At 44.5% G+C, this 11,923-nt stretch carries 11 protein-coding genes; 7 read left to right on the forward strand and 4 right to left on the reverse strand.

All coding sequences use genetic code 11. The features are described from left to right. The first annotated feature begins 186 nt into the window (after window positions 1-186). Entirely contained in the window at window positions 187-2,667 is a 2,481-nt protein-coding gene (locus AACW75_RS14400) for a bifunctional diguanylate cyclase/phosphodiesterase (protein WP_145572127.1), read from the forward strand. 250 nt (window positions 2,668-2,917) lie between these two features. Here the strand turns inward: AACW75_RS14400 and AACW75_RS14405 are convergent, their stop codons facing one another. Both AACW75_RS14405 and AACW75_RS14410 read right to left on the reverse strand, forming a co-directional pair. Next, window positions 2,918-3,520: a tRNA-uridine aminocarboxypropyltransferase gene (locus AACW75_RS14405; protein ID WP_145572125.1), complete on the reverse strand. Its 603-nt coding sequence runs from the start codon at window positions 3,518-3,520 to the stop codon at window positions 2,918-2,920. 2 nt (window positions 3,521-3,522) lie between these two features. Continuing rightward, on the reverse strand, window positions 3,523-5,067 hold the full coding sequence (locus AACW75_RS14410) for a COG3650 family protein (protein WP_145572123.1): 1,545 nt from the start codon (window positions 5,065-5,067) through the stop codon (window positions 3,523-3,525). Between the two features lie 39 nt (window positions 5,068-5,106). Here AACW75_RS14410 and AACW75_RS14415 point away from each other — a divergent pair, with 39 nt between their 5' ends. After that, on the forward strand, window positions 5,107-5,574 hold the full coding sequence (locus AACW75_RS14415) for an EVE domain-containing protein (RefSeq protein WP_145572122.1): 468 nt from the start codon (window positions 5,107-5,109) through the stop codon (window positions 5,572-5,574). Window positions 5,575-5,729: 155 nt separating this feature from the next. Here the strand turns inward: AACW75_RS14415 and AACW75_RS14420 are convergent, their stop codons facing one another. Beyond that, window positions 5,730-6,557 (reverse strand): Cof-type HAD-IIB family hydrolase, encoded by an 828-nt coding sequence (locus AACW75_RS14420; RefSeq protein WP_145572120.1) that lies wholly within the window; start codon window positions 6,555-6,557, stop codon window positions 5,730-5,732. Window positions 6,558-6,743: 186 nt separating this feature from the next. Then, entirely contained in the window at window positions 6,744-7,724 is a 981-nt protein-coding gene (locus AACW75_RS14425; RefSeq protein WP_145572118.1) for an alpha/beta fold hydrolase, read from the reverse strand. Window positions 7,725-7,805: 81 nt separating this feature from the next. Here AACW75_RS14425 and rhtB point away from each other — a divergent pair, with 81 nt between their 5' ends. From rhtB to AACW75_RS14450, 5 genes are all read left to right on the forward strand, one after another. Then, window positions 7,806-8,423 (forward strand): homoserine/homoserine lactone efflux protein, encoded by a 618-nt coding sequence (gene rhtB / locus AACW75_RS14430; protein ID WP_029225179.1) that lies wholly within the window; start codon window positions 7,806-7,808, stop codon window positions 8,421-8,423. 45 nt (window positions 8,424-8,468) lie between these two features. Next, window positions 8,469-9,689 carry an EAL and HDOD domain-containing protein gene (locus AACW75_RS14435; protein WP_017075948.1) on the forward strand — a complete coding sequence of 407 codons (1,221 nt, stop codon included), beginning with the start codon at window positions 8,469-8,471 and terminating at the stop codon, window positions 9,687-9,689. Window positions 9,690-9,788: 99 nt separating this feature from the next. Next, window positions 9,789-10,130 (forward strand): metalloregulator ArsR/SmtB family transcription factor, encoded by a 342-nt coding sequence (locus AACW75_RS14440; protein WP_135459018.1) that lies wholly within the window; start codon window positions 9,789-9,791, stop codon window positions 10,128-10,130. 41 nt (window positions 10,131-10,171) lie between these two features. Next, a complete protein-coding gene (locus AACW75_RS14445) occupies window positions 10,172-11,173 on the forward strand; it encodes an ArsJ-associated glyceraldehyde-3-phosphate dehydrogenase (RefSeq protein ID WP_017075947.1) in 1,002 nt (333 codons plus the stop codon). A gap of 171 nt (window positions 11,174-11,344) precedes the next feature. Continuing rightward, a complete protein-coding gene (locus AACW75_RS14450; protein ID WP_135459020.1) occupies window positions 11,345-11,836 on the forward strand; it encodes a cyclin-dependent kinase inhibitor 3 family protein in 492 nt (163 codons plus the stop codon). Window positions 11,837-11,923 lie beyond the last annotated feature (87 nt).

The raw sequence follows: 11,923 nt of genomic DNA on the forward strand, positions 1-11,923 counted from the left end.
AAGGTCAGGCTGTTATACGATATCTTTGTTGAGCGGTGCATAACCACAGCTCAACGCTTTGTTTTATTGAAATGAATGATGTTTAACTAATGTCACATTATTCGCATGACGATCGTAAGTATTCCGTGCAAGCTGTATTTATAATAAGCACAATAACGAATCATTAACGTAACGATTAATGTGAATATGCAGTCGACCTCTCTCCTGATACAAGACATAGAACAAACCCAACATGAATTGGACCAGATAGATTTTCATAAACATGAAAGTCTGCTGATTCAGGTGTTCTCTTCTTTCGAGAAAGGTTCGGTTTTGGCTGCCTGCCAAGTGATTCAATCGACTTTCCCTAATGCCAAACTCATTGGTTGTAGTGCGAACCACTACATCAGCCAGGGTGTCATCCTACATCAAGGCCTTTATCTTATTGTCACTCGCTTTGACACGATGTCTTACACTTGTGGTGTTGTGGAATACAGTGATCAACCACTACTTGATAGTCGAACGATGTGGGAGCAACTGGAGTGCAATGCCGAAACTCAAAGCATCATCTGCTTTGCCGATCGTTTGCAAATAAATAACCGAGCCTTGTTCGCAGCTTTTGAGCAATCGAGATACTCATTACCCATTGGTGGCGGTGCCTCTACCATTACTGATAGTGGACGATGGGTGATGCTAAACGGTGTCTGTTATGAAAATGCTTATGTGATGGTGGCGCTGCATAGCTCAAAGCTTCTCATTACCAGAGGTTATTACACTGAGTGGAACCCAATAGGTCGTACCTTTCGGGTCACGGGTGCTCAAGATAATCTGTTAACTGAACTGGATGGAATGCCGGTTCGTGATCTTTATAATCGTTACCTTGCTGATGGTCTTGAGGTTCCTTTCGAACAGCTGCACAACTTCCCTTTAATGGTCGGCGATCCAAAAGAACAAAACATTCACCTACCACTCAGTGTCACGAAATACGGAGAGATAGAATTCAGTGGTCAGTTTAAGGTGGGTGATGAGGTCAGGTTTTGTTATGACCATCCTTCACTTACCTTAGAGCAGATTAGGCTTGGCGTTCAACAGATCGCTTCTCATAAGCCAGAGCAGCTTTTTATCTATAATTGTACTTCTCGTCTCGACTTTATTGATGGCAACCAAGAGGTGGAGGTTTTCCAAAAGCTGGCGGACACTTATGGTGTTTACTGTATGGGCGAGCTACATCAAGAGGATGGTCAACAACGAATTTTACATCATAGCTTAACTTACCTCGCGATAAGAGAAGGTGAAGGTAAGGCTGTCCTGCCATTAGACACACAACCGGCGACAAATATCTCTCCTCTGTTTTCACTGATCCGAAATGCACTGCTTGATGTCGACGACATGAACAACAGCATGGCCAGTAAGATTCAGCAACAAGCGACCGCATTGACGGCAAGCTACCGAATTGATCGCCGGACTGGTTTACCCAATCGAAGTGTATTGCGTGAAGTACTGTCAAAAATGAGTTTTGATAGCCATTTGTTAACGCTGAAGGTCACTACCTTTGGTCAAATCAATGAGAAGTATGGTTATCGAGTCGGTGACAAGCTTCTGCATGACTTGAGTGAATACCTTCAAAAAGCACTGTTGAAGTTCTTTGATGAGAGTTGCCAGCTTTATAGTATTGGTATTGGCGAGTGGGCCGTGGTTTTCGACAGTTGGGCTAGCCAAGAACACATTCATCAACGTTTCTCTGAATTTGCAGATCAAACCGAACATGTGAATTTTGAGCCTATGGGATTACCTGATATCGATTATCTTTCGGTTTCAGTCTGCGCAGGTGTCGCGAGTCGTCGCGATTTCCCTACGACCTCCATTGATGATTTATTACTGAAAGCGATTGAAGCTCGACGCAGCGCGGTGAGTCAGAATAAACATCTGGTGAGTGCCAAGGCGTTAATCCAATTAGAGAAGCATCGCCAAGAACAACTCGGTTGGCTATCGTGTGTCAGCCGCGCGGTGCTCAACCAAAATATTGTTGCTTGCTCGCAACCCATTGTATCGGCGCATAGTCATCAAGTAGAAAGCTACGAGTGCTTGGTTCGAATCGAAGAAGATGGCCAGCTGATCGCACCGGGTAAGTTCTTACCTATTATTGAGGGTACTCACCTCTATACGCGTTTAAGTCGCCAAATGATAACGCGCACCTTTGATTTCATGAGCCAGAGAACGGACTCGTTCTCAATTAACTTAGCGCCACAAGATTTCAGCAATGAAAAAACCATTTTACACCTTGAGCAAGCCATCAAGAAAATCAGTCACCCACAACGTATTGGTTTAGAGGTGTTGGAAACCGAGCAAATCCAGGATTACGGTCGCTTGATCGAGGTGTGTAATCACTTTCGCGATCTTGGGGTGAATATTATTGTGGATGACTTTGGTTCTGGTTATTCGAACATCGATGAAATATTGAAACTGGAGCCACAAGTGATAAAGCTTGATGGCAGTTTAATCCGCAATATAGATAAAGATAAGAAGCAAAGGAAGATAGCCCAGCAACTCGTCAGTCTGTGTCAGATCTTAAATGCTAAGACGGTGGCGGAATTTGTACACAATGAGCAAGTGTGTCGAATTGCAGAGGATATGGGGGTGGATTACTTACAAGGTTACTATTTTGGGGAACCTAAGCGTTTATTTTGATAAAGCGAGTTGAACATCTTTTAAGTGGTTATGTACGTTCAAAAGCGCCTGTGTATCTTTTAGGTGTCTCTAGGTCTTCTGAATGACAGGGGATCGTCTAAATGACTAAGTAGAGTGAGCGTTTCACGTGAAACACCAACTTGTTCAATAGATTAACGTTAGATGTGAAAAGGGTGAGCTTCTGGCTCACCCTTTGTTGTTTCTGTGTCCCGCCCATTAGTTTGCTTGATTTAGTGCGAGCTTGTTGTGGCTAAATCTCTTTGAGTGAGTGACCACACTTATCGGCTTGGAATACTTTTAAATAGTGTTGGAAGTAGCCATCAATCTGTTGCGCTTGCTCGTCTTCACCTAATGCCTTGAGCAGTTCAACGCCAACCTCACAAGTACACAAGTGACCACTGTCTTGGTTGCGGCGCAGAGTGTACGAGGATTCACTGGTAATGTTGAGGTGAACCTGTGGAATCGCTTGTAACCAAATACTCTTGTTGAGCATTTTCTTCGCTTCCTGCCATGTACCATCTAGGATGATAAATAACGGCTTACGGTTCTTGGCTTTGGTTATCACAGCTTGCTGGCATTCGATACTTGTATCACTTGGAAACAATAGAAAAGGCTGTCGTGTTTTATCTTCAAGCAGTGCCATTAGTTCAGCTGGTGGTGTTTTTCGTTGCCAAACGAAGGACTGACATTGTTGAAGAGATTGTTGAAGCAACTTTCCGGTGTTGGTGTCTCGCGACAGTTCATTCTCATGAGTGAGTAGCACGAGATCGGTTTGGCTCTCAATACTCGGTATCAAATGGCAAATGCATTGGTGAGTGAACCCACAACTGGAGCAAGCTTGTTGATTACCCATCTTTATAACTTAACTCCGCTTTTTACTGGTGAGATACCATCAGCGAACAAAACCACGTCGCTGATATCAGCATTATCTGCAACTGGCGCTACGCTTGGGTTGAGCGGGTAGCTAACACCAGAATAAGACAAAGTGTGCTTGGCAGGTGTTGCACCGCCACCACTGACATTGAAGATCAGATCTTGCCAGCCGTGGTTTTGCGACTTGCCTAAGCGTATGTCGTCCTTAACCAATGTCACTCGGCTATTGAAGCGCCAATTGTCTTGATGGTTTTCAAAAATGAGTAAAGTACAACCGCCAGAACCACACCAGTCGAGTTGAGCGAGCAACTCTTCTTTACCATCGCCATTTAGGTCGTAAGTTAACCAGCGGTACTTCGTATTGTCAGGTGATGTGTTATTGATCTTGAAATATTCGCGGATCGCTTGGTCGACTTTTTGATCAAATTGATCGCTAGAGTTTACTCTCTTTGCAGTTAGATCAACGGCAGCGGTCGGTTTTACTTGCGCCTGTTCACTTTTGGCTTCAAATAATACCAATCCACCATTCGCTATTGAGTAGACAACGTTGCCGACTTTTTCTTTTTTAGCGATCAGCTTGCCGTCATCGAGTGTGAAGATGCGCTCTGAGATTAAATACTGTTGTTGATGGCGAGTCATCACAACCTGCACTTGGTTTTGACTTAGCTGTTGCCAGAAGCCTTGTTCAACAATCGAAGGGTCACCATTGCTGTACGAGTAAGTGGTCACAGCGCTGTGGTCATCGTTGAGTTCAAGGTTGATAGAGAACCCAGTGTTCTGCGTTGAACTTGCGAAGTACAGCCCACTCCAGTTCAGTGTTGGATCTTGATTAGATACCGTCGCACAGCCACTGTAGTTGTTGTCATTAAGGTTGAGTTTGGCTTCCCACCCGTAGATAGAGTCGCTCATGCCATCGCTGCAGGTCTCTTTCTTGAGGTTGAGTTCGCCTTGTGCTGTTTTGCCTTCTAAATGGTAATCACGACGGCTTGTTGTGGTACGGCTTGATTCTATATTGAGGCGTTGTGGCTCTTCGCCCATCTGAGCGTATTTGAGTTGGTCTTTATCGAAGGTTGCTGACCAGAATGGTTCATTGCCGAATACTCTCGTTGAACGCAATGGTTGGTCGCAGCGATCAGGGTTCTCTGAGGTTAGAATATTTACTTGGTCAACCACAAAACGTGCCGTGAAGTCTGCATTGTAACCCGTTTGACTTGGTACGGTGAGATGACCAATCAGCTCACCGTATAAAGCTTGGTAAGGTCTGGTTGATAACCCTTGAGCTTCTAGCGCTAGCTCTGGTGATAAGTCTAACCAGTATTGTTGTTGGCTACCGCAAGGCGTGAAGGTTCGGCTTTCGTGGCCAACTACTACCTGACCACGCATGATGAAGGTTTGTGGTTGAATGCTAAGAGGCTCATCCAAGGTTGCTGGTGGTAATTCGGGTTGTTGTGGCGTATCTGGTGCCGTTACACAGCCTTGCAAAGCAAACGCGGCTAGCCATGTCACTGGGTTTTTCATTACCTTCATGTTATATCTTCCTCGGAGCAACCGTTAATTGGATTTATTATGGCATATTGGTTATTTAAAACAGAACCCGACACCTTTTCTATTCAGACTCTGAGAGTGCAGAAAACCTCTTGTTGGGAGGGTGTACGCAATTATCAAGCTCGAAATATGATGCGTGATGACGTCAAGCTTGGAGACCTAGTGATGATATACCATTCATCGTGTAAAAAAGTGGGCGTCGCGGGGATCGCTAGAGTAACCAGAGAAGCCTATCCGGATCATTTTCAATTTGATCCAGAGAGCGATTATTACGATGCCAAATCTTCGCCAGATAACCCGCGTTGGATAATGGTGGACGTTGAGTTCGTGCGCGTCACAGAGCGATTGATCCCCTTAGCAACGTTGAAAGCTATGCCTGAGTTAGCTGAAATGCCGCTAGTTAAACGGGGCAATCGCTTATCGATCATGCCGGTTACAGAGCAAGAGTGGCAGGCGATCTTGAGCAAAGAAACACTAGGCTCTCGTTAACACTGTTTGAAACTCTTCTGCGCTAGATATTAATAGCCACATTCATATCTAGAATTGGCGTCTGTTAGCGTTAGAGGGAACATTGAGCGTAAGGTTCAAAAAAGGCAGCCATTGGCTGCCTTTTTATTTATTCAGATGTCTTAGGCTAGATTAGATTAAAGCAGATGCTTTTCTAAGTAGTGTGCTACCGCATCGTCGGCGTTGCTGCCAATCACTTCATTATTTGGCAGAGCTTTAAGAACCTTCTCATGTGATGTACCCATGACTAAACCTTTGCCGGCCATTGAAAGTAATTCGACATCGTTCATGCCATCACCAAAGGCAATGCAGTTCTCAAGTTCTAGGTCGATGGATTGCGCCACGGCTTGTAGCGCATCGCCTTTAGACACTTCTGCAGCCATCACTTCTAGACACCAAGGTGTTGAGAACGCGACATTTAGCTTTTCGCCAAACAATGCATTGAGTTTATCTTCAAATGGAACGAGGTGCTCATGTTCCTTATTTGGATGAGTACAGAAGATTTTAGCAATGCCTTCGGTCGGCGCATTGTCGACATCATACAATCTGTAAGTGAAACCGGTTTGATCGTGGAAATTTTTCATGGTTTCGTCTTCACGGTTTAGCAACCATTCGTCGTTCATGTAGATATGAATAAAAATCTCAGGATCTTGTTTGAGAACATCGACAACGCTTTGCACAAGATCGACTGGAAGGTTTTTGGCATACATCAAGTTGTCGTCTTGGTCATGCACACGTGCACCGTTCGAGGTAATCATGTAAGCCGGGATGCCAGTTTGTTTGCGAATACCTGCAACATCAACATGGTGACGACCCGTTGCGAAGATAAAGGTATAACCTTGTCCATGTAACTTCGTGAGTGTTTGCTTAGTAAAGTCGCTGAGCTGATGATTTGGCGCTAGCAGCGTACCATCTAAGTCGGAGGCAACAATTTTCACGGAATCTTTTAGTGCAGGAATAGTCATTTAACCCTCATTGCAAAATGCTTAACCAAAATCGACACTAGCCAACGCTAGTATTCTCTTTAACTACAATATCTTTACCGAGAAATTGTATGCCAAATTTGCGTAAGAAAAGAGGGCAAAGCTTACTTACTTCTCTTCCTCTTTAGCTCCAAAATACCTAAAGACGCATCTTCTCAATAGCCACCATTAGGCAAAGAACTGATTGATGGCATCCAGTGTTTGGTTACGGTATTCATCTTGTTCAAACAACACTTCATGCCTAGAACCTTCAATGACCCTAAACTGGCAGTCTGAGTTGGTTTTCTTTAGCTTATTGATGAATTTCACTTGAGCATCGTTACTCACAATCTTCTCTTCCCCAGCTTGAATCAATAGCAGAGGGATTTTGATTTGACGAGTTTGTTGTATCGCTTGCTTCGATGCCATTAACCCTTGCCAAACCCAGCGAGTACTTGGCCCCCCAACCTGCAAAGAGGGGGATCCGTCATACAAGCAACGGAACCACTGGTAACGAACCTTACTGTGGCTGAGTAAGTTGTTCTCAAAAGGCTTTGAATAATAAGCTTGTTGACCCGGAGCGTAGGTTGGTTTGGCGTAAACAGCCGTTAACACTTGTCCGACGATCATCGCAATAGGTTTAAAATACCACTCGGTATTGATACCAAACATTGGTGCGCACAGGGTGACCTTGTCAAACGGGTGATCTGGATGAATTTGCAAGTAGCGTGTGGCGATGGTGCTGCCCATTGAGTGTGCGAGCAGGTATCGATTGGAGTATCGGCTTAGGTCAAAACTGGCAGTGATGTCAGACATATCTGATGCGTAATCATCAAACTCGTGAATGTGACCAATATCAGAGTCTGTTACCATACGTTCAGACTGGCCTTGACCTTGGTGGTCAAATGAATAAACGTCATAGCCTTGCTGATAGAAATCATAAAAGAGTTCTTGGTATTTTAAGCAACACTCAATGCGGCCATTTGAAATGACAATGGCTTTGGTGTGCATCGGTGAGGTTAGGCTACACCAGTACAGCTTCTTTTTACCAGATGTTGTTAGATACCCATCTTTTCGTTGTTGCCAAAGGGTGGGGATCGGGTGTTTAATCGCTTGCTCGAATTGAGGTTCTTGCGTGTAAGAAAACGGGGCGTCGCTGTGGTTTTCCATGGGAAATTACCTGAACTGATGCATGTGAGAGCTTTATTGCTACTAATGTTGTTAGATTAAAGAACTAGTAAGGAAATGCAAATGGATACTCATGTTTGGCTTGCTTATGTCGTCACTGCGATATTGTTCAGTTTGGCTCCGGGCTCAGGTACCGTTAACTCAATCAGCAATGGGTTAAGTTATGGCACCAAGAAATCACTCGCGTCGATCGCAGGCCTACAACTAGGTTTGGCTTTTCACATTATGCTGGTGGGCGCGGGTATCGGTGCATTAGTGGCTAAATCTGCATTGGCGTTTACCATTATTAAATGGGTTGGTGTGGTTTACCTTGTTTGGCTTGGTATTCAAAAATGGCGTGATAAATCTAGTTTGGTGGCTTCGGAAGAGAGCTCGACGTTATCGAGTGGTAAGTTGCTTAGAAATGCCGTACTTATTAATCTAACTAACCCGAAATCTATCGTGTTTTTGGTGGCTCTGTTTCCTCAATTTATTGACCCTACACAACCTCAAGCACCACAACTGCTAGTGCTAGGTGTGACAACGGTATTTATTGATAGCGTTGTTATGTTGGGTTACACCTCATTAGCTTCACAAATGGGACGTTTTATTCGCTCTGATCGCATAATGGGTAAGATAAATAAAATATTTGGTGGTATGTTCATGGGCTGCGGGGCTTTACTGGCTGCCGCCAAAGCTTAATAAAAGCAATAGAGTTATAGTTAAACCAATTAGAGTTATCAATAAATGACCGCTACGTACGTTGCTCGACAACCTATCTTAAATCGTAACAAAAACACGCTCGGTTATGAGTTGTTGTTTCGCGACGGAGAAAGGAATGCCTACCCAGCGCATATTGAGTCAAATAGAGCAACGTATCGTCTTATTGTTGAAAACTTCTTGTCGGTAGGCCTTAACCCTTCGATCCCATCTTCGCGCTGTTTTATCAACTTTCCATACCAAAGCCTGATTCGTCGACTTCCTTTAAGTTTGCCGAAAGACAAGGTGGTGGTTGAGATCCTAGAAACCTGTAAACCAACCGATGAGTTATTAGAAGCAGTCAAAGAGCTCTACCAAGCTGGCTATATGATCGCCCTAGACGATTTTACTTCGATGCAAGAATGGGAACGTTTCCTAAAATACACGCACATAGTTAAGCTCGATATTATGCAAATGGGTTTGGATGAGGCGTGTGATTTGGTAAAAGCTCACCAAGGTAAGAAGTTTAGTTTTCTTGCTGAGCGGGTCGAAACCGAGCAAGAGTTCAAGCAAGCTAAAGAAGCGGGTTTTAAGTTCTTTCAAGGGTATTTCTTTAGTAAGCCCGAAGTCATCAAGACTAAGTACATTAGCCCAGAGCAAGTGATTGCCATGGAGTTATTTCAAGAGGTGTGTAAGCCGGACGTCGACTTCCAACGTGTCGAAAGCATTGTCGCAAAAGATGTTGCTTTGTCCTATAAGCTACTGCGCTTTGTGAACACCATGTCACCTCGTCTTGAAGTCACCATTTCTTCATTCCGTCAGGCCTTGGTTTATCTGGGCCAAGAGAAGCTGAAAATGTTTGTCTCGTTGGCGGTGGCGTCTTATGTCTCTGACAAGAAGCCAAAAGAGCTGTACGGCTTGTCTTTACAGCGCGCTCAATTTTGTCAGCGCATGTCTCGTTATCAGGCATTTGAAGGGCACACTGAGCAGGCCTTTATGATTGGTTTGTTCTCGTTGCTTGATGCACTGCTCGATTTGTCGTTAGAGAACTTAGTCGAGCAGCTGCCTTTGTGTAAAAGCATCAAGGTTGCTTTACTGCGCAGAGAAGGGCCATATGGCATATTATTGGCTCTTGAAGAGAGCTTTGAACATGCTGATTGGCAACAGATTGATGAGCATTGCGCTGAACTTGGACTGAACGTGGAACAAGTTAAAACGGAGCTCATTGAAGCTAGACGCTGGAGCCATACCGTCACCAATCAGCTTTGATTTATCTTAGTTAAACTTTTATGACAATTGAAACGCACGCCTTGACGTGCGTTTTTTTATAACTAAGATATATGCATATCCATATATGAGTATGTAGTTATGCTTCCTCACCAATTTTTTAAATTACTGTCTGATGAAACACGAGTGCGTTGCTTAATGCTGATTGTGCGCAATGAATGCCTTTCTGTTGGTGAGTTGACTCAAGCATTACAAGAAAGTCAGCCAAAGATTTCCCGTCACCTAGCGCAGTTGCGCTCAAATGGTATTTTGACGGATGTTCGCCAAGGGCAGTGGGTGTTTTATCGTCTGTCACAAGATTTACCCGGTTGGATGCTCAAGTTAATTGATGACCTTATCGCATCGAGCTGTTTGAAAACGGAATACCAGCAAGATATTGAGCGTTTAGAAGCAATAACTTCACGCCCTCAATGTTGCGTTTAATTGAATATTTTTAGATTCACCACTGACTGAGAGAACACACAATGACAGTTAAAGTAGGTATTAATGGTTTTGGTCGTATCGGCCGTCTAGCACTTCGTGCAGCATTCGATTGGGCTGAGCTAGAGTTTGTTCAGATTAACGATGTTGCTGGCGATACAGCGACACTGGCTCACTTGCTTGAGTTCGATTCTGTTCAAGGTCGCTGGAATCACGCTGTGAATGTAGAAGGTGATGAGATGATCGTCAACGGACAGCGTATCAAGACGACTCAAGAACGCGATATTGATGCTGTTGATTGGTCTGGTTGTGATGTTGTTCTTGAAGCGACCGGTGTTCACCGTAAAACCTCTTTCCTTAATAAATACCTAGAGCAAGGCGTGAAGCGTGTTGTGGTATCGGCTCCAGTGAAAGAAGACGGTGTCGCCAACATCGTAGTTGGTGTGAATGACGCTATCTTCGATCCCGCGGTACATAAGATTGTGACTGCGGCATCTTGTACTACTAACTGTCTTGCGCCTGTTGTGAAGGTGATTAACGAGAAGTTAGGCATCGAGAACGCAGCCTTTACCACTATTCACGATCTAACCAATACACAAACTATATTAGATGCGCCGCACAAAGATCTACGTCGTGCTCGTGCATGTGGTATGAGTCTTATCCCGACAACGACAGGCAGCGCTAAAGCGATTGTTGAGATCTTCCCAGAGCTTGAAAACCGCATCAACGGCCACGCGGTTCGTGTACCACTAGCGAATGCTTCTCTGACAGACATCATCTTTGAAGTGAAGCAAGACACCACAGCCGAAGAAGTTAACGCGATGCTGAAAGAAGCGTCTGAGAATGAACTTAAAGGCATTCTTGGTTTTGAAGAGCGTCCATTGGTTTCTATTGATTACAAAGGTGACCAACGCTCAACCATCGTGGATGCACTATCAACCATGTTAGTGGGTAAGCGCATGGTTAAGATTTACGCTTGGTACGACAACGAGATGGGCTACGCAACACGTACTGCTGAGCTAGTTCGTACTGTTGGTCTTGCATAATACTCTTCATACTTGAAGCTGCAGCGTTGTTAACTGCGTAAGTTCACCCTAATCACATAGAGCCCCTATGCTCATAGGGCTGAACTTCATTCCTTTTTAGGGAAAAGGTTGCCTAGCTGCAACTCCAATTATTTTGAGTATTGGTTCTATAAGAATTTAAGAGAATACACAATGACACATCCAACATGGCAACTAGATTTAGAAACTGGTGCATTAGTACTTACTCCGTGCCCAGGCACCAAAGATGCTGACTTAGGTGCATCTCTAGCACAACTTAAAGCGCAAGGTGTAGAAGCGATTGTGACGGCTCTAGACAGTGAAGAACTGGCGAGCAAGAACGTATCTGAGCTAGGCGAGAAAGCGCAAGCACTAGGCATGCAATGGTTCCAAATCGAGATTGAAGACGACTGTGCCCCGGGTGCTGATTTTGCTGCGAAATGGCAGGCGGCTAGCCCTGCACTACACCAAGTAGTGGATAACGGCGGCAAGGTTGCGATGCATTGCATGGGCGGTTCTGGGCGTACTGGCTTGCTGGCTGCACACCTGCTATTAGAGAAGAGCTGGGAGCTGAGCAAGATTGTTCAAGAAGTACAATCACTTCGCCCGGGCGCATTTACTAAGCCTATTCAGGTTGAATACATTAGTGGCGTAGCGAACAGCTAATAAGCCATTGTTGTTATACAAGGAGCTTTTGGTATCTGGAGTGTTGAACTTATCATGATCCAAAAGCTCTTTTTGTTTAGATTGCAG

The organism is Vibrio sp. L3-7 (genome assembly GCF_963898195.1).
Taxonomy (GTDB): Bacteria; Pseudomonadota; Gammaproteobacteria; order Enterobacterales; family Vibrionaceae; genus Vibrio; species Vibrio echinoideorum.